18 protein-coding genes are annotated in these 23,834 nt (G+C 70.0%); 9 read left to right on the top strand and 9 right to left on the bottom strand.

All coding sequences use genetic code 11. The features are described 5' to 3' along the window. The first annotated feature begins 596 nt into the window (after positions 1-596). The 6 genes from ACWDZ6_RS31705 to ACWDZ6_RS31730 all read left to right on the top strand — a co-directional run bounded on the left by ACWDZ6_RS31705 (position 597) and on the right by ACWDZ6_RS31730 (position 9,027). The gene (locus ACWDZ6_RS31705) at positions 597-1,796 is read left to right on the top strand and encodes an ROK family transcriptional regulator (RefSeq protein ID WP_326653285.1); all 1,200 of its coding nucleotides are present in this window, start codon (positions 597-599) and stop codon (positions 1,794-1,796) included. Between the two features lie 122 nt (positions 1,797-1,918). After that, positions 1,919-3,031 (top strand): substrate-binding domain-containing protein, encoded by a 1,113-nt coding sequence (locus ACWDZ6_RS31710; RefSeq protein ID WP_366734360.1) that lies wholly within the window; start codon positions 1,919-1,921, stop codon positions 3,029-3,031. Between the two features lie 181 nt (positions 3,032-3,212). After that, positions 3,213-4,001: an ATP-binding cassette domain-containing protein gene (locus tag ACWDZ6_RS31715; RefSeq protein ID WP_326653287.1), complete on the top strand. Its 789-nt coding sequence runs from the start codon at positions 3,213-3,215 to the stop codon at positions 3,999-4,001. Next, positions 3,998-5,287: a sugar ABC transporter permease gene (locus tag ACWDZ6_RS31720; RefSeq protein ID WP_389180643.1), complete on the top strand. Its 1,290-nt coding sequence runs from the start codon at positions 3,998-4,000 to the stop codon at positions 5,285-5,287. Before ACWDZ6_RS31715 ends, ACWDZ6_RS31720 begins: the two co-directional genes overlap by 4 nt. A 165-nt stretch (positions 5,288-5,452) precedes the next feature. Continuing rightward, positions 5,453-7,366 (top strand): 1-deoxy-D-xylulose-5-phosphate synthase, encoded by a 1,914-nt coding sequence (gene dxs / locus ACWDZ6_RS31725; protein ID WP_326653289.1) that lies wholly within the window; start codon positions 5,453-5,455, stop codon positions 7,364-7,366. Between the two features lie 143 nt (positions 7,367-7,509). Next, a complete protein-coding gene (locus ACWDZ6_RS31730) occupies positions 7,510-9,027 on the top strand; it encodes an amino acid permease (RefSeq protein ID WP_451505584.1) in 1,518 nt (505 codons plus the stop codon). A gap of 145 nt (positions 9,028-9,172) precedes the next feature. On the opposite strand, the gene ACWDZ6_RS31735 is transcribed toward ACWDZ6_RS31730, so the two are convergent. The 6 genes from ACWDZ6_RS31735 to ACWDZ6_RS31760 form a co-directional block, all read right to left on the bottom strand. Further along, a complete protein-coding gene (locus ACWDZ6_RS31735; RefSeq protein ID WP_451505585.1) occupies positions 9,173-9,559 on the bottom strand; it encodes an NTP pyrophosphohydrolase in 387 nt (128 codons plus the stop codon). A 94-nt stretch (positions 9,560-9,653) separates the two neighbouring features. After that, positions 9,654-11,780: a 3-hydroxyacyl-CoA dehydrogenase NAD-binding domain-containing protein gene (locus ACWDZ6_RS31740; protein WP_389180634.1), complete on the bottom strand. Its 2,127-nt coding sequence runs from the start codon at positions 11,778-11,780 to the stop codon at positions 9,654-9,656. Beyond that, positions 11,777-12,997, bottom strand: coding sequence for a thiolase family protein (locus ACWDZ6_RS31745; RefSeq protein ID WP_389180631.1), 1,221 nt, complete (start codon positions 12,995-12,997; stop codon positions 11,777-11,779). The genes ACWDZ6_RS31740 and ACWDZ6_RS31745 overlap by 4 nt, the downstream gene beginning before the upstream one ends. Before the next feature lie 303 nt (positions 12,998-13,300). Continuing rightward, positions 13,301-14,578: an HRDC domain-containing protein gene (locus ACWDZ6_RS31750; RefSeq protein ID WP_451505586.1), complete on the bottom strand. Its 1,278-nt coding sequence runs from the start codon at positions 14,576-14,578 to the stop codon at positions 13,301-13,303. Between the two features lie 77 nt (positions 14,579-14,655). After that, positions 14,656-15,318: a helix-turn-helix transcriptional regulator gene (locus ACWDZ6_RS31755; protein ID WP_326653295.1), complete on the bottom strand. Its 663-nt coding sequence runs from the start codon at positions 15,316-15,318 to the stop codon at positions 14,656-14,658. Between the two features lie 302 nt (positions 15,319-15,620). Beyond that, entirely contained in the window at positions 15,621-16,292 is a 672-nt protein-coding gene (locus ACWDZ6_RS31760; protein WP_451505587.1) for a DUF3000 domain-containing protein, read from the bottom strand. A 113-nt stretch (positions 16,293-16,405) separates the two neighbouring features. Here ACWDZ6_RS31760 and hemE point away from each other — a divergent pair, with 113 nt between their 5' ends. Continuing rightward, on the top strand, positions 16,406-17,488 hold the full coding sequence (hemE, locus tag ACWDZ6_RS31765; RefSeq protein ID WP_451505593.1) for a uroporphyrinogen decarboxylase: 1,083 nt from the start codon (positions 16,406-16,408) through the stop codon (positions 17,486-17,488). Between the two features lie 173 nt (positions 17,489-17,661). Here hemE and ACWDZ6_RS31770 read toward each other — a convergent pair whose 3' ends face one another. Then, positions 17,662-19,038 carry an FAD-dependent oxidoreductase gene (locus ACWDZ6_RS31770; protein WP_451505588.1) on the bottom strand — a complete coding sequence of 459 codons (1,377 nt, stop codon included), beginning with the start codon at positions 19,036-19,038 and terminating at the stop codon, positions 17,662-17,664. Between the two features lie 28 nt (positions 19,039-19,066). Next, on the bottom strand, positions 19,067-20,002 hold the full coding sequence (locus ACWDZ6_RS31775; RefSeq protein ID WP_451505589.1) for a DUF4349 domain-containing protein: 936 nt from the start codon (positions 20,000-20,002) through the stop codon (positions 19,067-19,069). Positions 20,003-20,129: 127 nt separating this feature from the next. Between ACWDZ6_RS31775 and hemG the strand changes: the two genes are divergently transcribed. Both hemG and hemQ read left to right on the top strand, forming a co-directional pair. Further along, entirely contained in the window at positions 20,130-21,557 is a 1,428-nt protein-coding gene (hemG, locus tag ACWDZ6_RS31780) for a protoporphyrinogen oxidase (protein WP_451505590.1), read from the top strand. 4 nt (positions 21,558-21,561) lie between these two features. Continuing rightward, positions 21,562-22,275: a hydrogen peroxide-dependent heme synthase gene (gene hemQ / locus ACWDZ6_RS31785; protein ID WP_451505591.1), complete on the top strand. Its 714-nt coding sequence runs from the start codon at positions 21,562-21,564 to the stop codon at positions 22,273-22,275. Positions 22,276-22,331: 56 nt separating this feature from the next. Here hemQ and ACWDZ6_RS31790 read toward each other — a convergent pair. Further along, positions 22,332-23,834 (bottom strand): alpha/beta hydrolase (locus tag ACWDZ6_RS31790; RefSeq protein WP_451505592.1); only part of this gene is annotated, 1,503 nt, incomplete at its 5' end.

Genomic DNA, 23,834 nt, shown 5'->3' on the forward strand with positions numbered 1-23,834 from the left:
GGTCCCGGGGGGATGCGTCCTCCCGGGACCGGGCCGCGGCCGCTGTGCGGGCGGCAGCGCCGCGTGCCGGAGCGGACCGAGGACGACTGGCTCCCGGCCAGGCTTGCGACGCACGCCGACTCCTGCCTCCACCTTCTGTACGGGAACATCCGGCCCGGTCTTCCGGGCCGGGTGTTCCCGAATCCGGATCGCGAAGTTGGCCACCCAAGGTCACAAGATGGTCTCGCCCTGGCTGAAAGTCGCCCCTCTGCCGGCGTTCTGCCAGCTGTCCGCCGGCCGTCTGCCCGGCCTGCGCCGGTGCCGCCTCGATCGCTGTCGTGAACGCGACTGCGGCCGCCTTCCCCGCCCGTGGCCGCCCGCGCCCGGCGACTGCCGGAGGTCTGTACCTTTCCGGATCGCCCTCGCGCTCCCCCTTGCCCTCCGGATGCGCTCCCGCGTGCTCATCCGCGGTTGGCGCCGCTCAAGGTCTTGACGCGATAAGGCTCGGGAGTTGTGCTTAGGGTTCACAAGTTGGAGAAACGTCGGGCTCGCCGCACGGTGGTCCCGACCGGGGGCGGCCGTCGTGCCGCCCACCGGGGGCAGGAGTGGATGAGTCGATGGAGACTCCGGGATCGCAGACATCTCTGCACCGGGCCAACCTCGAGCGGGTCGTGCGTGCCGTACGCATGGCGGGCTCGCTCACGCAGGCGGAGATCGCGAGGGGTACGGGCCTCTCCGCGGCCACGGTCTCCAATATCGTTCGCGAACTGAAAGACGGCGGAACCGTCGAGGTCACACCGACCTCCGCGGGCGGCCGCCGGGCCCGCAGCGTCTCGCTCAGCGGTGACGCGGGCATCGTCATCGGCGTCGACTTCGGGCACACCCATCTGCGGGTCGCCGTCGGCAACCTCGCCCACCAGGTGCTCGCCGAGGAGTCCGAGCCGCTCGATGTGGACGCCTCGTCCGCACATGGCTTCGGCCGGGCGGAACAGCTGGTCAACCGGCTGATCTCGGCGACCGGGATCGGCCCGGACAAGGTGATCGGCGTCGGACTCGGCGTACCGGGGCCCATCGATGTGGAGTCCGGCACCCTCGGCTCCACCTCGATCCTGCCGGGCTGGACCGGCATCAACCCCAGTGAGGAGCTCTCGGGGCGGCTCGGCGTGCCCGTGTACGTCGACAACGACGCCAACCTCGGAGCGCTCGGCGAGCTGGTCTGGGGCAGCGGCCGCGGGGTCCGGGATCTCGCGTACATCAAGGTCGCCAGCGGTGTCGGCGCCGGCCTGGTGATAGACGGCCAGATCTACCGGGGCCCGGGCGGCACGGCCGGCGAGATCGGCCACATCACGCTGGACGAGTCCGGCCCGGTCTGCCGCTGCGGCAACCGCGGCTGCCTGGAGACCTTCGCCGCCGCCCGGTACGTCCTGCCGCTGCTCCAGTCCAGCCACGGGGCTGATCTGACCATGGAGCGCGTGGTCCAGCTGGCCCGAGAGGGCGACCCCGGCTGCCGCCGGGTCATCGCGGACGTCGGCCGGCATATCGGCAGCGGTGTGGCGAACCTCTGCAACCTGCTCAACCCCAGCCGCGTAGTGCTGGGCGGAAATCTTGCCGAAGCGGGAGAATTGGTTCTCGGACCGATTCGAGAGTCGGTCTCCCGGTACGCGATTCCCAGCGCTGCACGCCAGTTGTCCGTCCTTCCGGGGGCGCTCGGAGGGCGCGCGGAGGTGCTGGGCGCACTGGCCCTCGTGCTCAGCGAAATGGGCGATTCGACCCTTCTGGACAGTTCGCTTCCCGTCGGGGCACCTGTCTTCACTTAGATAATGAATGGCACCGTTGTCATCTCGTTAAGGATTTACTCCTTGACGTCGGCCTGACGGCCGAGTTGACTTCCAGCCACCTCGGCCGCAGCGACGCGGCCTCGTCAGGGAGGTTTCAGAACATGAACATGCGTATGCGTCGTGCCGCCGTAGCCGTAGCCGCCACCACGATGGCTGTGTCCCTCGCCGCGTGTGGCAGCGCCAAGGAGTCGGGCGACAAGACCAAGGAGAGCGGAGCCGCCAAGGGCGACGCCGTCACGATCGGCCTGCTCCTCCCGGAGAACCAGACCGCGCGCTACGAGAAGTTCGACAAGCCGCTCATCGAGAAGAAGATCAGCGAGCTGACCAACGGCAAGGCCAAGGTCGTCTACGCGAACGCCAAGCAGGACGCGACGCTGCAGAACCAGCAGGTCGACACGATGATCACCAACAAGGTCGACGCGCTGATCGTCGACGCGGTGGACTCCAAGGCCATAGCCGGCTCGGTCAAGAAGGCCAAGGACGAGGGCATCCCGGTCGTCGCCTTCGACCGTCTCGCCGAGGGGCCGATCGACGGCTACACCTCCTTCGACAACGAGGAAGTCGGCCACGTCCAGGGCAAGGCGCTCCTCGCGGCTCTTGGTGCCAAGGCCAAGGACGGCCAGATCGTGATGATGAACGGCGCGATCACCGACCCGAACGCCAAGCTGTTCAAGAAGGGCGCCAAGGCCGAGCTCGACGGCAAGGTGAACGTCGGCCGCGAGTACGACACCAAGGAGTGGAAGCCGGAGAACGCCAACGCCAACATGGAGGCGGCGATCACGGCTCTCGGCAAGGACAAGATCATCGGTGTCTACTCGGCCAACGACGGCATGGCGGGCGGCATCATCACCGCCCTGAAGGCCGCCGGCCTCGCCAAGCTCCCCCCGGTCACCGGCCAGGACGCCGAGCTGGCGGGCGTGCAGCGCATCGTCGCCGGTGAGCAGTTCATGAGCGTCTACAAGCCGTACGCGCCCGAGGCCGCGGCCGCCGCCGAGATGGCCGTCGCGCTCGCCAAGGGCGAGAAGCTCGACTCCATCGCCAAGTCCAAGACGGACAGCCCGACCGCCAAGGGCATCCCGTCCGTGCTCGTCCCGGTCGTCTCGCTGACCAAGGACAACATCAAGGACACCGTCGTGAAGGACGGCGTCTACACCGTCGCCGAGATCTGCACCCCGAAGTACAAGGCCGCCTGCGGCGCACTCGGTCTGCAGTAAGTCTCCCGAGCGCTACGGGACTTACGCACCCACGAAGCCTGTCCGGCGTCCCGCCCCACTCCAGCCCCCGCTAGCGGGGCGGGGCGCCGGGCAGAAACGCTTCTCCCCTCTGTTCGTTTCTGCTCAACCTCCGCGCCTGTTCCCCCGGCGCGGCATCCCCGCCGGTCAGGCGGCGAAGGAGATGGTTCACGTGTCCGCTACGCCCGTGTTGGCGTTGCGCGGGGTCTCCAAGCGATTCGGTGCCGTTCAGGCGCTCACCGACGTAGAGCTTGAGGTCCACGCCGGTGAAGTGGTCGCCCTGGTGGGCGACAACGGCGCCGGAAAGTCCACGCTGGTCAAGACGATCGCCGGCGTGCATCCCATCGATGAGGGCGTCATCGAGTGGGACGGCAGCACCGTCCAGATCAACAAGCCGCACGACGCCCAGAACCTCGGCATCGCGACCGTCTACCAGGACCTCGCGCTCTGCGACAACATCGACGTCGTCGGCAACCTCTACCTCGGTCGCGAGATCCGCAAGCGCGGCATCCTCAACGAGGTCGAGATGGAGCGCCGCGCCCGCGAGCTCCTCGACACGCTGTCGATCCGCATCCCGAGCGTGCGTATCCCGATCGCCTCGCTCTCCGGTGGCCAGCGGCAGACCGTGGCCATCGCCCGTTCGATGCTCGGTGAGCCGAAGCTCGTCATCCTCGACGAGCCGACCGCGGCCCTCGGTGTCGAGCAGACCGCCCAGGTCCTCGACCTCGTCGAGCGGCTGCGCGAGCGCGGTCACGCGGTGATCCTCATCAGCCACAACATGGCCGATGTGAAGGCCGTCGCCGACAAGGTGGCAGTGCTCCGGCTCGGCCGTAACAACGGCGTCTTCGAGGTCAGAACCACCTCTCAGGAAGAGATCATCTCCGCCATCACCGGTGCCACGGACAATGCCGTGACCCGCCGTGCGGCGCGCACCACGGAGGTTCAGAAGTGAACACCGAAAAGACCTCCGCCCACACCGACGCGCCGGTCGTGAACCCGGAGGCCGCCCACGACGCCGTCACCGCGGTCGACCCACGGCTGCTGGTCCGGGAGCAGGGCTTCGCCGGCTACATCTCGGAATTCAAGCGCAAGCTGCACGCCGGCGACCTCGGGTCCATCCCCGTCGTCATCGGCCTGATCATCATCTGCGCCGTCTTCCAGAGCCTGAACTCGAACTTCCTCTCGGCGAAGAACCTCAGCGACATCTCCGTCGCGATGGTCGCCACCGGCATGATGGCCGTCGGCATCATCTTCGTACTGCTGCTCGGTGAGATCGACCTGTCGGTCGGTTCGGTCAGCGGTGTGTCCGGAGCCATCGTCGCTGTGCTGACCGTCACCCACGGGATGAACGAGTGGCTGGCGGTGGTCGTCGCGATCGCCAGCGGCGCGGCCATCGGTGCGATCCACGGCTTCTTCTTCGCCCGGATCGGCGCACCCGCGTTCGCGGTGACACTGGCCGGCCTGCTCTTCTGGCTGGGCTTCATGCTCCAGCTGCTCGGCGACAACGGCACCATCAACCTGGACAGTGACGGGGTCGTCGGCAAGCTGACCACGTACTACTTCTCGGACGTTGCCGCCGCCTACGGTCTCGCCGCGGTCGCCGTGGCCGGGTTCTTCCTCTCGGCCTTCCTGGACAACCGCCGCCGCGAGGCCGCCGGCGTCCCGTCCAGGCCGCTCGGCGACATCGTGCTCCGTACGGCGCTGCTCGGCGTGATCGCCTTCGCCGCCGCTGTCATGTTCAACCAGTACCGTGGCCTGCCGCTGGCGCTGGTCCTCTTCCTGGTGGTCCTGGTGGTCACGGACTTCGTGCTCCGCAGGACCACGTACGGCCGCAAGATCTTCGCGCTCGGCGGCAGCGTCGAGGCCTCCCGGCGTGCGGGCATCAACGTCACGGCGGTCCGTGTCTCGGTCTTCGCGATCGCGGGCACCTTCGCCGCCGTCGGCGGACTGTTCTGGGCCTCCAAGATCGCCGCAGCCAACCAGAGCGCCGGTGCCGGTGATCTTCTGATGAACGTCATCGCGGCGGCTGTTATCGGCGGTACCAGCCTGTTCGGCGGACGCGGCCGGACCTGGAACGCCCTGCTCGGTGTGATGGTGATCGTCTCGATCCAGTACGGACTGTCGCTGCAGGGCATCGCCACCCCGATCCAGTACATGATCACGGGTGGTGTGCTGCTGGCCACCGTGGTGATCGACTCCGTCACCCGGAAGACCCAGAAGACCGCGGGCCGCGCCTGACCGCAGCTCCGCAGGAGTGCCCGGCACCGTTCGCGGTGCCGGGCACCTCTGTGTGTTCACCCGATTGCGTGATGTACATCGCACCGCCCGGCGACCGGCGTCGCGGACGGAACATTAGACTCGACGGACCGGCAAGCTAGACCGCACAACTGCAAGGAGGCACGGGTGGCGCTGCTGACCCGCATCACGGGACCGCGCGATCTGGATCGGCTCAGCCCGGAGCAGCTGGACGAGCTCGCCGCCGAGATCCGGACCTTCCTCGTGGACGCCGTCTCCAAGACCGGCGGACACCTCGGTCCCAACCTCGGTGTCGTTGAGCTGACCATCGCTCTGCACCGTGTCTTCGACTCTCCGAAGGACAAGGTTCTCTTCGACACCGGCCACCAGAGCTATGTGCACAAGCTGCTCACGGGCCGTCAGGACTTCTCCAGGCTCAAGATGAAGGGCGGCCTCTCCGGCTACCCGGCGCGTGCCGAGTCCGAGCACGACATCATCGAGAACTCACACGCCTCGACCGTGCTGGGCTGGGCCGACGGCCTCGCCAAGGCCAACGAGGTACTGAAGAAGGACGACCACGTCGTCGCCGTCATCGGCGACGGAGCGCTCACCGGCGGTATGGCCTGGGAGGCGCTGAACAACATCGCGGCCGCCAAGGACCGCCCGCTGGTGATCGTCGTCAACGACAACGAGCGCTCGTACGCCCCCACCATCGGCGGCCTCGCCAACCATCTCGCCACGCTCCGTACGACCGACGGCTACGAGCGTTTCCTGGCCCGCGGCAAGGACATCCTGGAGCGCACCCCCGTCGTCGGGAGGCCGCTCTACGAGACCTTGCACGGCGCCAAGAAGGGCCTCAAGGACTTCATCGCCCCGCAGGGCATGTTCGAGGACCTCGGCCTCAAGTACGTCGGCCCCATCGACGGCCACGACATCGAGGCCCTGGAGTCCGCGCTCGCCCGCGCCAAGCGCTTCGGCGGACCCGTCATCGTCCACTGCCTCACCGAGAAGGGCCGCGGCTACCAGCCCGCCCTCCAGGACGAGGCGGACCGCTTCCACGCCGTCGGCAAGATCCACCCCGACACCGGACTGCCGATCGCCTCCTCCGGTGTCGACTGGACCTCGGTCTTCGGCGAGGAAATGGTCAAGCTCGGCAAGGAGCGCGCGGACATCGTCGCAATCACGGCGGCGATGCTGCAGCCGGTCGGTCTCGACAAGTTCGCCAAGGCCTTCCCCGACCGGGTCTACGACGTCGGCATCGCCGAGCAGCACGGCGCGGTCTCCGCGGCCGGCCTCGCGACCGGCGGACTGCACCCCGTCTTCGCCGTGTACGCCACCTTCCTCAACCGCGCCTTCGACCAGGTGCTGATGGACGTGGCCCTGCACAAGTGCGGCGTGACGTTCGTACTCGACCGGGCGGGCGTCACCGGCACCGACGGCGCCTCGCACAACGGCATGTGGGACATGTCGATCCTGCAGTGCGTGCCCGGCCTGCGGATCGCGGCTCCGCGCGACGCCGACCAGGTACGCGCCCAGCTGCGGGAGGCCGTCCAGGTCGACGACGCGCCGACCGTGGTGCGCTTCTCCAAGGGCGCGGTCGGCCCGGCGGTGAAGGCTGTCGGCAAGGTCGGCGGCATGGACGTGCTGCGCCACGCCGACGCGGACCGGCCCGACGTCCTGCTCGTCTCCGTGGGCGCGCTCGCACCGATGTGCCTGGAGATCGCCGGCCTGCTGGACGCGCAGGGCATCTCGACCACCGTCGTCGACCCGCGCTGGGTCAAGCCGGTCGACGAGGCGCTCGCGCCGCTTGCCGAGCAGCATCGCGTCGTCGTCACCGTCGAGGACAACAGCCGGGCCGGCGGCGTCGGTTCCGCCGTCGCCCAGGCGCTGCGCGACGCGGGAGTCGACGTACCGCTGCGCGACTTCGGCATCCCGGCGCGCTTCCTCGACCACGCCTCCCGCAAGGAGGTCATGGCGGAGATCGGCCTGACCGCACCGGATATCGCCCGTCAGGTCACCGGTCTCGTCTCCAGGTTGGACGGCCGGTTCGACACCGAGGCGGTCGAGCCCGCGCGCGACTGACCCGTAGCGCCGAAGGGCCGGTTGGTTCACCCTGTATGGGTGGTCCGACCGGCCCATTCGCGTGAAATCCACCCGTACGGAGCCCTCTCGGACCGCCAATGTCTCAATCATGGCGTTCACGACGAGTGCGTGGAGGTACGCCGGTGAGTACGCAGCAGGACACTGGGCCATCCGGAAAGAGCCTGTTCCGGACCAAGACGGTCGAACAGTCGATCCGTGATACCGAAGAGCCGGAGCACGCGCTAAAGAAATCCCTCTCCGCGCTGGATCTGACGGTCTTCGGGGTCGGCGTCATCATCGGCACCGGCATCTTCGTTCTCACGGGCAAGGTGGCCAAGGAGACGGCGGGCCCCGCGACCGCCCTCGCGTTCGTGGCCGCGGGCATCGCCTGTGGCCTCGCCGCGCTCTGCTACGCCGAGTTCGCCTCCACGGTCCCGGTGGCGGGATCGGCGTACACCTTCTCGTACGCCTCGCTGGGTGAGCTGGTCGCCTGGACCATCGGCTGGGACCTGGTCCTGGAGTTCGCCCTCGGCACGGCGGTGGTTGCGGTCGGCTGGTCGGGCTATGTCCGCTCGCTGATGGACAACGTCGGCTGGCACATGCCCGCCGTGCTCTCCGGTCCCGATGTGGCGGTGGGGTTCGGCTTCGACCTCCTGGCCTTCGTGCTGGTGCTGATTCTCACGGTCATCCTGGTGCTCGGTATGAAGCTGTCCGCGAGGGTCACCGCGATCGTGGTCGCCATCAAGCTGGCCGTCGTCATGATCGTGATCGTCGCGGGTCTCTTCTTCATCAAGACCGACAACTACTCGCCCTTCATCCCCAAGGCCCAGCCACAGCCCGCCGGGGCGGGACTGGATGCCCCGCTGATCCAGCTGATGTTCGGCTACGCGCCCACCAACTTCGGCGTCATGGGCATCTTCACCGCCGCCTCCGTCGTCTTCTTCGCCTTCATCGGCTTCGACGTGGTGGCCACCGCCGCGGAGGAGACCAAGGTCCCGCAGCGGGACATGCCGCGCGGCATCCTCGGTTCGCTCTTCATCTGCACGGTGCTCTACGTCGCCGTGTCGCTCGTGGTCACCGGCATGCAGCACTACACCGAAATGTCGGTGAGCGCCCCGCTCGCCGACGCGTTCAAGGCCGTCGGGCACCCCTTCTACGCCGGCATCATCAGCTTCGGCGCCGCGGTCGGACTCACCACGGTGTGCATGATTCTGCTGCTCGGCCAGACCCGGGTGTTCTTCGCGATGAGCCGGGACGGGCTGCTGCCGCGGTTCTTCTCCGTCACGCACCCGCGCTTCCGCACGCCCTACCGGCCGACCATCCTGCTCGGCGTGCTCATCGCGATCATCGCGGGCTTCACCAGCATCAACGAACTCGCGACGCTGGTGAACATCGGCACGCTCTTCGCGTTCGTCGTCGTCGCCCTCGGCGTGATCGTCCTGCGCCGCACGCGGCCCGACCTGCACCGTGCCTTCCGCACCCCGTGGGTGCCGTTGGTTCCGATTCTCTCGGTGGCCGCCTCGGTCTGGCTGATGCTCAATCTGCCGGCCGAGACCTGGGTGCGGTTCGCCGGCTGGATGATTGTGGGCTTCGTGGTGTACGCCCTGTACGGCCGCAGCCACAGTCGTCTCGGCCGCCTCGGCCCGGAGTCCGAGTACTAGGCGGACTCGGCGCCTTCCGCCGGGCCCGTTCCGCCCGACGCCGTTCCGCCCGGCCCCGTACGTCCTGCAACCGCAGTGACTGCGGGGCCGGACGCTGTGCGGGGGCCGGACGCTGTGCCTCTTGGGGTGGGGACGAAGCGTTGCGCTACGTCCGATTGCCCTGCGGCTGAACGGTCCGCGGGCCCACGCACTCCGCGCCGTACGCCTCGACCCGCCGGCGCAGCTCCCGGTCGGCCGTGACGACGACGCAGGTCCGGTCCGCCTCCCGCGCCGCAACCAGTTCCACGATCCGGTCGTCGCCGCTGCCGGGCGCCGAGACCACCCGCACTCCGGGGACGGACTCCACGCCCTTGGCGGCACCCTCCACGACGAGCACCGTCTCGACGGGACCGGGCCACCCCGGAATCCCGTCACCGGCACACCGGACGAGCCCGTCCCTGAGTCGCTCGGCCGCTCCGCGCCGGTCCCGCCACCAGCCGTCGGGCACCGAGCCGACCACATTCGCCCCGTCGACGATCACCAGCGTCCGCATATCAGCAGGATGACAGGCCGTCGGACAGACGGCAGCCCCGGCACCGAAAGACGGTGCCGGGGCTGCCGGGGCTGCCGGGGCTCGCGATCAGGCGTTATGCTGGGACGCTCGCCACACCCTGCGCCAGGAACGTCTTGCCGTTCACACGCTCGGAAACACCCTCGCGGTCCAGGTACGGCGTGATGCCGCCCAGGTGGAAGGGCCAGCCGGCGCCCGTGATCAGGCAGAGGTCGATGTCCTGGGCCTCGGCCACGACACCTTCCTCCAGCATCAGGCCGATCTCCTGCGCCACCGCGTTCAGGACGCGGTCGCGGGTCTGCTCCTCGGTGAGGACGACATCGCCCTGCTTGAGGAGCGCTGCGACCTCCGGGTCCAGCTCCGGCTTGCCGGAGTCGTAGACGTAGAAGCCGCGCTTGCCCGCCTTGACGACCGCGGCCAGGTTCTCGGAGACCGTGAAGCGCTCCGGGAAGGCGCGGTTGAGGGTCTCGGAGACATGCAGGCCGATCGCCGGGCCCACCAGCTCGAGCAGGACCAGCGGCGACATCGGCAGACCGAGCGGCTCGATGGCCTTCTCGGCGGTGGCTACCGGGGTGCCCTCGTCGATGACGTTCTGGATCTCGCCCATGAAGCGGGTGAGGATGCGGTTCACGACGAACGCCGGGGCGTCCTTGGTGAGAACCGCGGTCTTCTTCAGCTTCTTCGCGACACCGAAGGCGGTGGCGAGCGACGCGTCGTCCGTCTTCTCACCGCGGACGATCTCCAGCAGCGGCAGGACCGCCACCGGGTTGAAGAAGTGGAAGCCGACCACACGCTCCGGGTGCTGGAGCTTGGAGGCCATCTCGGACACCGACAGCGAGGAGGTGTTGGTGGCGAGGATCGCGTGCGCCGGGGCGACCGCCTCGACCTCCGCGAACACCTGCTGCTTGACGCCGATCTCCTCGAAGACGGCCTCGATGATGAAGTCGGCGTCGGAGAAGCCCTCGGCCTTGTCCAGCACACCGCTGACCAGACCCTTGAGGCGGTTGGCCTTGTCCTGGTTGATACGGCCCTTGCCGAGCAGCTTCTCGATCTCGGCGTGGACGTAGCCCACACCCTTGTCGACGCGCGCCTGGTCGATGTCGGTCAGCACGACCGGCACCTCGAGGCGGCGCAGGAAGAGCAGAGCCAGCTGCGAGGCCATCAGACCGGCGCCCACGACGCCGACCTTGGTGACCGGGCGGGCCAGGGACTTGTCCGGGGCACCGGCAGGGCGCTTGCCGCGCTTCTGCACCAGGTTGAAGGCGTAGATGCCGGAGCGCAGTTCGCCACCCATGATCAGGTCGGCGAGCGCGGTGTCCTCGGCGTCGAAGCCGGCCTGCAGGTCACCGCTCTTGGCCGCCTCGATGATCTCCAGCGCGCGGTAGGCGGCCGGGGCCGCGCCGTGCACCTTGGAGTCGGCGATGAAGCGGCCCCGCGCGACGGCCTGGTCCCAGGCCTCGCCACGGTCGATCTCCGCGCGCTCGACGGCGATCTCGCCCTTGAGGACGGACGCGGTCCAGATCAGCGACTGCTCCAGGAAGTCCGCGCCCTCGAAGATCGCGTCGGCGATCCCGAGCTCGAAGACCTGCTTGCCCTTGAGCTGCTTGTTCTGGTTGAGCGAGTTCTCGATGATCACCGAGACCGCGCGGTCCGCGCCGATCAGGTTCGGCAGCAGTGCGCAGCCGCCCCAGCCCGGGACGAGACCGAGGAAGACCTCGGGCAGCGAGAAGGCGGGGATCGCCTTGGAGACGGTGCGGTAGGAGCAGTGCAGACCGACCTCTACACCGCCGCCCATCGCCGCGCCGTTGTAGTACGCGAAGGTGGGGACGGCCAGCGCCGAGAGGCGCTTGAAGACGTCGTGGCCGCCCTTGCCGATGGCGAGCGCGTCCGAGTGCTGCTTGAGCAGCTCGACGCCCTTGAGGTCGGCGCCGACCGCGAAGATGAACGGCTTGCCGGTGATACCGACGCCGACGACCGCGCCCTCGGCCGCCTCCTTCTCGACCTGGTCGATGGCGGCGTTCAGGTTCGCCAGCGACTGGGGGCCGAAGGTGGTCGGCTTGGTGTGGTCCAGGCCGTTGTCCAGCGTGATGAGGGCGAACTTGCCCGCGCCGGCCGGGAGGTCGAGGTGGCGTACGTGCGCCTGCGTGACGACCTCGTCGGGGAAGAGCTCCGCGGCGCCCTTCAGGAGTTCGGTGGTGCTCACTTGGTGCCTCCGTCGAAGTGCGGGTTCTCCCAGATGACCGTCGCGCCCATGCCGAAGCCGACGCACATGGTGGTCAGGCCGTAGCGGACGTGCGGCTGCTCCTCGAACTGGCGGGCCAGCTGCGTCATCAGACGGACACCGGAGGAGGCCAGCGGGTGGCCGTACGCGATGGCGCCGCCGTACTGGTTGACGCGCGCGTCGTCGTCGGCGATGCCGTAGTGCTCGAGGAAGGCCAGCACCTGGACGGCGAAGGCCTCGTTGATCTCGAACAGACCGATGTCGTCGATCGTCAGACCCGCCTTGGCGAGGGCCTTCTCGGTCGACGGGATCGGGCCGTAGCCCATGACCTCGGGCTCGACACCGGCGTACGCGAACGACACGAGCCGCATCCTGACCGGCAGGCCCAGCTCGCGCGCGACGTCCTCGGAGGCGAGGAGGGAGGCGGTGGCGCCGTCGTTGAGACCGGCGGCGTTACCGGCGGTGACCCGGCCGTGCGCGCGGAAGGGGGTCTTCAGGCCCGCGAGCGACTCCATGGTCGTGCCCGGACGCATCGGCTCGTCGGCCGTTGCCAGGCCCCAACCGGTCTCGCCCGCTTCGGCGTTGGTGCGGCGTACGGAGACCGGCACCAGGTCCTGCTGGATCTTGCCGTTGGCGTACGCCTTCGCGGCCTTCTCCTGCGAGCGCACGGCGTACTCGTCGGTGCGCTGCTTGGTGATGGTCGGGTAGCGGTCGTGCAGGTTCTCGGCGGTCATACCCATGAAGAGGGCGGACTCGTCGACGAGCTTCTCGCTCACGAACCGCGGGTTCGGGTCGACGCCCTCGCCCATGGGGTGGCGGCCCATGTGCTCGACACCGCCGGCGATCACGACGTCGTACGCGCCGAAGGCGATGGAGCCGGCGGTCGCCGTCACGGCGGTCATCGCGCCCGCGCACATGCGGTCGATGGAGTAGCCGGGGACGGACTGCGGCAGACCCGCGAGGATGCCGGCGGTGCGGCCGAGGGTGAGGCCCTGGTCACCGATCTGCGTGGTCGCGGCGATCGCGACTTCGTCGATCTTGGCGGGGTCGAGGTCCGGGTTGCGGCGCAGCAGCTCCCGGATCGCCTTCACGACGAGATCATCGGCCCGGGTCTCGTGGTAAATGCCCTTCGGGCCCGCCTTGCCGAACGGGGTGCGGACGCCGTCGACGAAGACGACGTCCCTGACGGTACGAGGCACGATGGCTCTCCTCCAGGGTGCGGGATGGCACTGCTGCGGGCACGCGCCTAAGCGCGCGCTTCCTCCCTCATGCTACTTGCGGGTAACCACCCTGCCCACCCCCTGTGCCGGGAGCGGCGAACGTCACACGGAGGGGGCGGGGCGCCGCCCCCTCCCGCGAACCTCGAACGACGGCGGGAAATCAAGCCCGTCAGGCCATTGAGGACACGCCCGAAGGGCGTACCCGGTGGTCCGGGGCCGGCCCCCGGTCACGGGGAAGGGCGGGTGGAGACCCGCCGCAGGCGTCGGCCGGGTGGAGCCCGGCTAGGCGGGCGTCGCGGTCAGCGCATGCGCAAGGAGCGGGGCCACCTGCTCGATCTGCCAGGCGCGCGCCCCATGGCCGGCCAGCGCCTCCGCCACGGCGGCCACCGTGGGCTCGGCCGGCGGCTCCCAGCAGACCCGGCGCACCGTGTCCGGCGTGATCAGGTTCTCCTGCGGCAGGTTGAGCTCCTCCGCGAGTGCGGAGACCGCGGCGCGCGCCGCGGAGAGCCGGGCCGCGGCCGCCGGGTCCTTGTCCGCCCAGGAACGGGGCGGCGGCGGACCGTTCAGCGGCTGGCCGGGCTGCGGCAGCTCCGCGTCGGGCAGCGCCTTGGCCCGGTCCACAGCCGCCTGCCACTGCTCCAGCTGACGCCGCCCCATCCGGTGGCCGAAGCCGGGCAGCGCGGTCAGCGCATGGAGGTTCAACGGCACCGCGAGCGCCGCCTCGATGATCGCGGAGTCGCTCAGTACCTTGCCCGGTGACACATCACGCCGCTGCGCGACCTTGTCGCGGACCGTCCACAGTTCGCGTACGACCGCCATCTGGCGGCGGCGGCGCACCTTGTGCATCCCGGACGTACGACGCCAGGGGTCCTTGCGCGGCGGGGCCGGCGGTGCCGCGGCGATCGCGTCGAACTCCTCGCGGCTCCACTCCAGCTTGCCCTGCCGGTCCAGCTCCTTCTCCAGCGCGTCGCGCAGATCCACCAGCAGCTCCACATCGAGCGCGGCGTAGCGCAGCCAGGGCTCGGGCAGCGGGCGGGTGGACCAGTCGACGGCCGAGTGCCCCTTCTCCAGGGCGTAGCCGAGTACGGACTCGACCATCGCGCCGAGGCCGACCCGCGGGAAGCCCGCAAGCCGCCCGGCCAGCTCGGTGTCGAAGAGCCGGGTCGGGATCATGCCTATTTCGCGCAGGCAGGGGAGGTCCTGGGTTGCCGCGTGCAGGATCCACTCCGTACCGGCGAGGACCTCGCCGAGCCCCGAGAGGTCGGGGCAGCCGACGGGGTCGATCAGCGCGGTGCCCGCGCCCTCGCGCCGCAGCTGTACGAGATAGGCCCGCTGGCCGTACCGGTAGCCGGACGCGCGCTCGGCGTCGACGGCGACGGGGCCGGTGCCCCTGGCGAAGGCGTCGATCACTTCGGCGAGGGCATCGTCGCTGGCCACCACGGGTGGAATGCCTTCGCGGGGCTCCAGCAAGGGAATCGGCGCCGGTTCGACGTCGTCCGGGGGAGCGCCCCCGGTGGTTCGCAGTGCTGTCTCTGCTGCGGTCTCTTGGGCGTCGGTCACGTGTCAAGGGTATCCGTCAACGGACGGCGCCCGTCGACGGAACGTTCCGTCGACGGGCACGAAGGAATGTAGAGGGGTCAGTGAATGATGCCGGTGCGCAGCGCGACGGCCACCATTCCGGCCCGGTCCCCGGTGCCGAGCTTGCGTGCGATACGGGCCAGGTGGCTCTTGACGGTCAGTGCGGACAGCCCCATCGAAACGCCGATCGCCTTGTTGGACTGGCCTTCTGCGACCAGGCGGAGCACCTCGACCTCACGGCCGGAGAGCTCGCGGTAGCCGCCCGGGTGGCTCGGGGCACCCGGGGGGCGGCGGTGCATCCGGCCGGCCGCGGAGCCGATGGGGGCGGCTCCGGGACGGGTCGGGTGCCCGATGTTCGTACGCGTGCCGGTGACGACATAGCCCTTGACGCCGCCGGCGAGGGCGTTGCGCACGGCGCCGATGTCGTCGGCGGCGGAGAGGGCGAGGCCGTTGGGCCAGCCGGCGGCTCGGGTCTCGGACAGCAGGGTCAGCCCGGAACCGTCGGGCAGGTGGACGTCGGCCACGCAGATGTCGCGCGGGTTGCCGACGCGGGGACGGGCCTCCGCGATGGACGACGCCTCGATCACGTCACGTACTCCGAGGGCCCACAGGTGGCGGGTGACGGTGGAGCGGACGCGCGGGTCGGCCACGACGACCATGGCCGTCGGCTTGTTCGGGCGGTAGGCGACCAGGCTTGCGGGCTGCTCGAGAAGAACGGACACCAGGCCTCCTGGGAAGGTGCGGGACGGAGCCGGCTCGGGGAGGAAGCCGGGGCGAACCGTGCTTTGAAGGGTCACGAACCTCTTCGGCACCAAACCCGCCCGCCTTTAGAGAATGATCACGATTTGGTGAGTAACAATTGGGGCAATTCGGACGCGTGATCGATCATCCTACGAGTGAGCCCGTCCGTAGCACAGAGCACGTACGCATCACGAGCAACAGAACACCTGCGCATCACGAGCAACCGGAGGACCGAGCTGTGCCTCCGGGACCCAGTCTCCCGGGTCGCGCCCCCGGTCCTGGACTACGGCTGCTGCGGACCGCGCCGCTGCGGCAGCGACACCACGCCCGTCGCCGAGTCCGCCGCACCGGCCGACGACGGCGGCAGCCCGGCGACCTGACAGAGCAGATCGCACCAGGCCGCGAAGTGTGCCGCCGAGTCCGGAACTCCGTCGGCACCCTCCTTCGGCGTCCACGAGGCCCGGATCTCGATCTGTGTCACCGGATGCCGGTCGGAGAGTCCACCGAAATAGTGAGACCCCGCGCGGGTGACGGTGCCGCTCGGTTCCCCGTACGACAGACCGCGCGCCTCCAGAGCGCCCGTCAGCCACGACCAGCAGACCTCGGGAAGCAGCGGATCGGCGGCCATCTCCGGCTCGAGTTCCGCGCGGACGAGGGTCACCAGCCGGAAGGTGCCCTGCCAGGCGTCATGGCCGGCCGGATCGTGCAGCAGGACGAGCCGGCCGTCCGCCAGATCGTCGTCGCCGTCGACGACCGCCGCCTCCAGGGCGTACGCATGCGGGGCCAGGCGCTGCGGCGGGCGCGTCGGGTCCACCTCGATCTCGGGTCGCAGCCGTGTGGCCCGCAGCGCCTCGACCGCCTGCCGGAACGCGCGCGGGACAGTATTCCCCTCCGCGCCGTCCCCGTCGTCAGCGCCGTTGGAATGATCGGAAAAATGTCCCTGAGCCGCAGCCATGCGGGGAAGAGTAGGCGGAACGGGGGCTTCGCGCAGGGAGGGACACCCGGCCCGGGGCGGCCACTTCAGGTGTACGTGCGAAGATTCTGGGCGTGAGTGCCAATGACCTTCCCTTGACTCGAGGCGCCGCCCGAGCCGGGGACACCCCCTCCTCGGGCCAGCCGACCAAGACGTACGACTCCGCTTTCCTGAAGGCGTGCCGCCGTGAGCCGGTGCCGCACACACCGGTCTGGTTCATGCGGCAGGCGGGGCGCTCACTGCCCGAGTACCTCAAGGTGCGCGAGGGCACGCAGATGCTCGAGTCGTGCATGCAGCCCGAACTGGTCACCGAGATCACGCTGCAGCCGGTACGTCGGCACAAGGTCGACGCCGCGATCTACTTCAGCGACATCGTCGTACCGCTCAAGGCAATCGGCATCGACCTCGACATCAAGCCGGGCGTCGGCCCGGTCGTCGCCGAACCCATCCGCACCCGCGCGGACCTGGCGCGGCTGCGTGACCTCACGCCGGAGGACGTCCAGTACGTCACCGAGGCGATCGGCATGCTCACCGGCGAGCTCGGCCAGACTCCGCTCATCGGTTTCGCCGGTGCGCCCTTCACCCTCGCCAGCTACCTCGTCGAGGGCGGTCCCTCACGCAACCACGAGCACACCAAGGCGCTGATGTACGGCGACCCGCAGCTGTGGGCCGACCTGCTGGACCGCCTCGCCGAGATCACCGCCGCCTTCCTCAAGGTGCAGATCGAGGCGGGCGCGAGCGCCGTGCAGCTCTTCGACTCGTGGGTGGGCGCGCTGGCCCCCGCCGACTACCGGCGCTCGGTGATGCCGGCCTCCACGAAGGTCTTCGACGCGGTGGCCCCGTACGGCGTCCCGCGCATCCACTTCGGCGTCGGCACCGGCGAACTCCTCGGCCTGATGGGCGAGGCGGGCGCGGATGTCGTCGGCGTCGACTGGCGGGTCCCGCTGGACGAGGCGGCCCGCCGGGTCGGCCCGGGCAAGGCGCTCCAGGGCAATCTCGACCCCGCGGTCCTCTTCGCCACCCGGGAGGCGGTGGAGACGAAGACCCGCGAGGTCCTGGACGCGGCGGCGGGCCTGGAGGGACATGTCTTCAACCTCGGCCACGGTGTGCTGCCGACGACGGACCCGGACGCGCTGACGCGCCTCGTGGAGTATGTCCACGAGCAGACCGCCCGGTAGGGCGTGCGGTAGAAGTCCCTCCCCCCGGACGCGGTCCGGGGGACTCCAGCCCCGCGATCTCTGGCACGCACACTCACGATGTTGCTCGGGGCTCGGGGCTCGGGGCTCGGGGCTCGGGGTCCGGGGCTCGGGGCTCGGGGTCCGGGGCTCGGGGTCCGGGACGGAGCCCTGGGTCATCCCGCCTCGCGGACCGCGGACACCGCCTTGCGCGCCGCCACCAGGACCGGGTCCCAGACCGGGGAGAAGGGCGGGGCGTAGCCGAGGTCCAGGGACGTCATCCGTTCCACCGTCATCCCGGCCGTCAGCGCCACCGCCGCGATGTCCACGCGCTTCGCCGCGCCCTCGCCGCCGACGATCTGGACGCCGAGCAAGCGGCCCGTACGGCGTTCCGCGAGCATCTTCACCGTCATCACGGCGGCTCCCGGGTAGTAGCCGGCGCTGTTCGTCGACTCGATCGTGGCGGTGACGTACCGCAGGCCCACCGCGCGGGCGTCCTTCTCGCGCAGGCCGGTGCGCGCGATCTCCAGGTCGCAGACCTTGCTGACGGCAGTGCCGACGACACCCGGGAACGTTCCGTAACCGCCGCCCACATTGGAGCCGATGATCTGGCCGTGCTTGTTCGCGTGCGTGCCCAGCGCGATATGGCGTTCGCGGCCCGAGACCAGGTCGAGGACCTCCACACAGTCGCCGCCCGCCCAGATGTTCCGGTGGCCGCGCACCCGCATCGCCAGATCGGTGAGCAGACCGCCGTACACACCGAGCGGCAGGCCCGCGGCGCGGGCGAGCGTCGTCTCCGGCTCGACGCCGATGCCGAGGACCACCACATCCGCCGGGTACGAGGCGGACTCCGTGGCGACCGCCGACACCCGGCCGTCCTCGCCCGTGAGGACCTTGGTGACCGCCGCACCTGTCACCGTCGTGATGCCCAGACCGTCCATCGCCTCGTGAACCAGGCGGCCCATGTCCGGGTCGAGCGTGGCCATCGGCTGCTCGCCGCGGTTGAGGACGGTCACCTCGTAGCCGCGTTTCAGCAGTGCCTCCGCCATCTCGACGCCGATGTAGCCGGCACCCACGACGACCGCGCGCCGACCGCTCGTAGCGGCGAGAGTGTCCAGCAGGGCCTGGCCGTCGTCGAGGGTCTGCACCCCGTGGACTCCCGGTGCGTCGATGCCCGGCAACGCGGGACGGGTCGGACGCGCGCCGGTCGCGATGACCAGCTTGTCGAAGCCCGTCCAGGAGTCGGTGCCGGCTTCGAGGTCGCGGGTGCGCACACGCTGCCCTTCGACGTCGATCTCCGTCACCTCCGTACGCATCCGCAGCTCGATTCCGCGTGCACGGTGCTCGTCAGGTGTACGGGCGATCAGATGGTCGCGCTCGGGCACATCACCGCTGACCCAGTACGGAATCCCGCAGGCCGAGTACGAGCTGAAGTGCCCGCGCTCGAACGCGACGATCTCCAGTTCCGCCCGGCCCTTGAGCCTGCGTGCCTGCGATGCGGCGGACATGCCCGCCGCATCGCCTCCGATGACCACCAGTCGCTCCGTTGCCATGGAGAACACGCTACGGGGGAGCGGCGGTTCAGTCCTGGCCGGGCCCGTGCACGGGCAGCGGCGCCGGCTGCGGGGTCTCCTGCGTGGGGCGCTTCGGCAGACGGGGCCGTACCACCCAGCGCCACACGGCGTACAGCAGTGCGAACGCCGCGACCCATGGAGCGACCGCCGCGATCGCGATCCCGATCCACAGCGCCGCCGTCACCAGCGCGTGCCAGCCGCCGCCGAGCGCGTCCAGGAAGCCGGGGCCGTCGTCCTGTGCCTGCTGCCCCTTGTTCTCGTTCTCGGAGAGCGACAGGGTGATGGTGGCCAGCGTCGTACGGTCCCTGAGGGCGGCCTGCTGGGCGAGCAGCGACTCCAACTCCGCCTGGCGGCTGCTCAGTTGTCCCTCGAGCGTGACCACGTCGCTGAGCTTGTCGGCCCGGTCCATCAGCGCCCGTACGCGGTTCACGCTGGCCCGCTGCGTCGCTATGCGGCTCTCCACGTCGACGACCTGGTCGGTCACGTCCTTGGCGTCGGCCTTGCGGGAGAGCAGCTTTCCCGCGCCGGCGAGCTCGGCGAGGACCGCGTCATACTTCTCCTGCGGGACGCGCAGGACGACGCGCGAGGTCACATGGGTGTCGTCGATCCGCTCGGTGGTCTCGCCTGCGACATGGCCGCCGGCGTTCTCAGCCGTCCTGCGGGCCGCGGCGAGCGCCTTGGTGGCGTCCTTGACCTCCACATCGAGCTCGGCCGTGCGGATGATGTGAGCCGGCAGCAAGGACCGCTTCGGCTGGTTCGGCTGGGTCTGCCGGGCGCCGGAGTCCTTGTCGGCGGCGTACCCCGAGCCCGCCGCCCCCTCCGCCGCGGGCTCCGGGGCCGACTTGCCGTCCGCCCTGGACATGTCGTCCGCCCCGCCGCCGCACCCCGCGAGGGCGAGTGAAGCGGTGAGAAACAGTGCCGCGACCGTACGACGTGCACGCATACAGGCCCCCCGGGGACAGGTGGTGAGTGTCGCCGGTTCGACGTTCGATGCCGCTCCGGGGGTTGCCCCTTTCCGGTCCCGAAGCGGTCACGGTCAGGACTCGTTACGGGTCTGAGAGAGTTGCTCCATGAACGCGCACACACATACGAGTCATGTCGTCGTCATCGGAGGCGGCATCGCCGGCCTCGCGGCCGCGCACCGGCTGCTCGACTCCGGTGTGCGCGTCACCCTCCTCGAGGCCACCGACCGGCTCGGCGGCAAGCTGCAGACCGGCGAGATCGAGGGTGCCCCCGTCGATCTCGGCGCCGAGTCGATGCTCGCCCGCCGGCCCGAAGCTGTCGAACTGGCCCGCGCCGTCGGCCTCGCCGACCGGCTCCGGCCGCCCGCCACCTCCACCGCCTGCGTCTGGACCCGCGACGCGCTGCGCCCGATGCCCAAGGGCCATGTGATGGGCGTGCCGGGCGACCCGGCAGCCCTCGCGGGGCTGCTCTCGACCGAGGGCGTCGCCCGTATCGCCCGGGAGCGCGACCTCGCGCCCGCCGAGCTCGGCGACGACGTCGCGGTCGGCGCGTACGTCGCCGAACGCCTCGGCCGCGAAGTCGTCGACCGGCTGGTCGAACCGCTGCTCGGCGGCGTGTACGCGGGAGACGCGTACCGCATCTCGATGCGTGCCGCAGTCCCTCAGCTCTTCGAGGCGGCGAAGACCCATGACTCGCTGCTCGCTGCCGTACGGGACATCCAGGCGAGGGCGGCGCAGCAGCATTCGGCCGGCCCGGTGTTCATGGGCATCGACGGCGGCGTGGGGCAGCTGCCGCCCGCCGTCGCCGACGCCGTGCGCGCGCAGGGCGGCGAGATCCTCATGGAGACGCCCGTCCTCGGGATGACCCGCACTGCCGAGGGCTGGCAGATCCGCACCGACCAGCGGGTCATCGCCGCCGACGGTGTGCTGCTCGCGACCCCCGCCTGGTCCGCGGCCGCGCTGCTCGCCGCCGAGTCACCGGCGGCCGCCGCAGAGCTCGGTCAGGTCGAGTACGCCTCCATGGCCCTGGTCACCATGGCTTTCCGCCGAGCGGACCTGGCCGGGCTCCCGGAGATCAGCGGTTTCCTGGTGCCGCCCGTCGACGGCCGCACCATCAAGGCGTCCACCTTCTCCACCCGCAAGTGGGCGTGGGTCGACGAGAGTTCTACCGACCTCTTCGTGCTGCGTACCTCCATCGGGCGGTACGGCGAGGAGGAGCATCTGCACCGCGAGGACGCCGAACTCGTCGGTGTATCGCTGCGCGACCTCGGTGAGGCGACAGGACTCGCCGCCGCACCGGTGGCCACCGAGGTGACCCGGTGGATCGGCGGACTGCCGCAGTACCCCGTCGGGCATCTCGCGCGTGTCGCCCGGATCCGCGACGAGGTCGCCAAGCTGCCGGGCCTCAGGGTCTGCGGAGCGGCGTACGACGGCGTCGGCATCCCCGCCTGCATCGCCGGCGCGCAGCGCGCGGCCGACGAGATCATCGCCACGTCCACCCTGGTGCGAGGCACCGGGGACGACGCGGGAGAATAGCCACATGACTGCACCGGAAAAGATTCCCAACGCGGGGAAGAAGGCGAAGGACCTCAACGAGGTCGTCCGCTACACCCTGTGGTCCGTCTTCAGGCTGCGCGATCTCCTCCCCGAGGACCGCGCCGGCTACGCCGACGAGGTCCAGGAGCTGTTCGACCAGCTCGCCGCGAAGGACATCACCGTGCGTGGCACGTACGACGTGTCCGGTCTGCGTGCCGACGCGGACGTCATGATCTGGTGGCACGCGGAGACCTCGGACGAGCTCCAGGCTGCGTACAACCTCTTCCGGCGCACCAAGCTGGGCCGCGCGCTCGAGCCGGTCTGGTCGAACATGGCGCTGCACCGTCCCGCCGAGTTCAACAAGTCGCACATCCCGGCCTTCCTGGCGGACGAGACGCCGCGCGACTACGTCAGCGTCTACCCCTTCGTGCGCTCCTACGACTGGTACCTGCTGCCGGACGAGGACCGTCGCCGGATGCTCGCCGATCACGGCAAGATGGCCCGCGGCTTCCCCGACGTGCGCGCCAACACGGTCGCGTCGTTCTCGCTCGGTGACTACGAATGGATCCTGGCCTTCGAGGCCGACGAGCTGTACCGCATCGTCGACCTGATGCGTCATCTGCGCGCCTCCGAGGCCCGGATGCACGTCCGCGAGGAGGTGCCGTTCTACACCGGCCGCCGCAAGTCCGTCGCCGATCTGGTGGCCGGACTCGCCTGAAAAGCATGGTGGCCGGGCCCGCACGGAGCGGGCCCGGCCATCCCCGACCCGGAAGATCAGACGGTGTGCGGCAGCCTGGGGCTCGCCGCTCTCCGGTCCAGCGACACCGGGTCCGGCTCCGGGTGCGGCGCGCATGCAGCGCGCCGCACCGGCGTCATCCCGTGCAGCAGATAGTCCTCCAGATAGCCGTTGACGCACTTGTTGCTGCCGCCGCCGATGCCGTGCGTACCGGCGTCCTCCTCCGTGATCAGCACGGAACCCGTCAGCCGCCGCGCCAGCTCACGCGCCCCCTCGTACGGCGTCGCCGCGTCCCGCTCCGCCGCCAGGATCAGCACCGGAGGCAGCTCGCCGGGCCTGGTGCGCACCTCCAGCGGCTGCTGCCGCGGGGCAGGCCAGTAGGCGCACGGAAGATTCATCCAGACGTTGTCCCAGGTCTCGAACGGTGCGATGAGCGCCAGCGCGCTGTTGTCGCGGTCCCACACCTCCCAGTCCGTCGGCCAAGGGGCGTCGTTGCACTCGACGGCCGTGTAGACGGCTTTGCCGTTCTCCGCCTCCGGCGCCTCGGCCGGCTCCGGCGCCGCCTGGTCGATCAGCGGCTTCGCATTGCCCTTCAGATACTCGGACAGCGCTTCGGCGCGCTCCGTCCAGTAGTCGTCGTAGTAGCCGACCCCGAGGAACGCCTGGTGCAGCTCGCCGGGGCCGACCTTGCCGCCCGCGGGCTTTTCGGCGAGCCGGGAACGCACCTGGTCGTACGTCTGCGCCACCGCCTCGGCCGTGGCGCCCAGGTGGTACGTCTTGTCGTGCTTGGCGACCCAGGCGCGGAAATCCGCCCAACGGCTCTCGAAAGCGAACGACTGGTCGAGATTGCTGCGGTACCAGATCTGGTTCGTGGCCGGGTTGACCGCCGAGTCGAAGACCATGCGGCGGACATGGGACGGGAAGAGGGTCGCGTACAGCGCGCCGAAGTAGGTGCCGTACGAGGCGCCCATGAAGGTAAGCCTCCGCTCGCCGAGCGCCGCCCGCAGCACATCCAGGTCAAGGGCGTTGTTGAGCGAGGTGTAGTGGCGCAGCGCAGGTCCGGCGTTCCGCGCGCAGCCCTGCGCGTACGCCTTCGCCTGCGCGATTCGCTCCTGCTTGTACGAGGGGGAGGGGTGGAGCGGAGCCAGGGTCGGCGCCTTGAGGAAGTCGGCCGGGGCCACGCAGGAGAGCGGCGCTGAGCGGCCGACACCGCGCGGGGAGTAGCCGACGATGTCGTACGCGCGGGCGATCCCCTCCCACTCGGGGAGCGCGGCGGCCATCGGGAAGTACATGCTGGAGGCGCCGGGACCGCCGGGGTTGTAGACGAACGCGCCCTGGTACTCGGCCGGCCCGCCGGTCGCCTTCCCGCGGCTGACGGTCAGCTCGATCTGCCGGCCGAAGGGCTCGGCGTAGTCGAGCGGGACCCTCACCGTGCCGCACTGGATCGAATCGGGCAGCTTCTCGGCTTTGGGGCAGCGGCCGAAGGCGATGCCCGCCGCGGCGGCGCGCGCGGCCGCGACGTACGGCACGGCCGTCGCGGC

It is taken from the genome of Streptomyces sp. NPDC002926, assembly GCF_053591755.1.

Coding starts and splice junctions, on each gene's coding strand:
- ACWDZ6_RS31705 (WP_326653285.1), top strand. CDS start 597: ATGGAGACTCCGGGATCGCAGACATCTCTGCACCGGGCCAACCTCGAG.
- ACWDZ6_RS31710 (WP_366734360.1), top strand. CDS start 1,919: ATGAACATGCGTATGCGTCGTGCCGCCGTAGCCGTAGCCGCCACCACG.
- ACWDZ6_RS31715 (WP_326653287.1), top strand. CDS start 3,213: ATGGTTCACGTGTCCGCTACGCCCGTGTTGGCGTTGCGCGGGGTCTCC.
- ACWDZ6_RS31735 (WP_451505585.1), bottom strand. CDS start 9,559: ATGCGGACGCTGGTGATCGTCGACGGGGCGAATGTGGTCGGCTCGGTG.
- ACWDZ6_RS31760 (WP_451505587.1), bottom strand. CDS start 16,292: ATGGCTGCGGCTCAGGGACATTTTTCCGATCATTCCAACGGCGCTGAC.
- ACWDZ6_RS31770 (WP_451505588.1), bottom strand. CDS start 19,038: ATGGCAACGGAGCGACTGGTGGTCATCGGAGGCGATGCGGCGGGCATG.
- ACWDZ6_RS31775 (WP_451505589.1), bottom strand. CDS start 20,002: ATGCGTGCACGTCGTACGGTCGCGGCACTGTTTCTCACCGCTTCACTC.
- hemG (WP_451505590.1), top strand. CDS start 20,130: ATGAACGCGCACACACATACGAGTCATGTCGTCGTCATCGGAGGCGGC.
- hemQ (WP_451505591.1), top strand. CDS start 21,562: ATGACTGCACCGGAAAAGATTCCCAACGCGGGGAAGAAGGCGAAGGAC.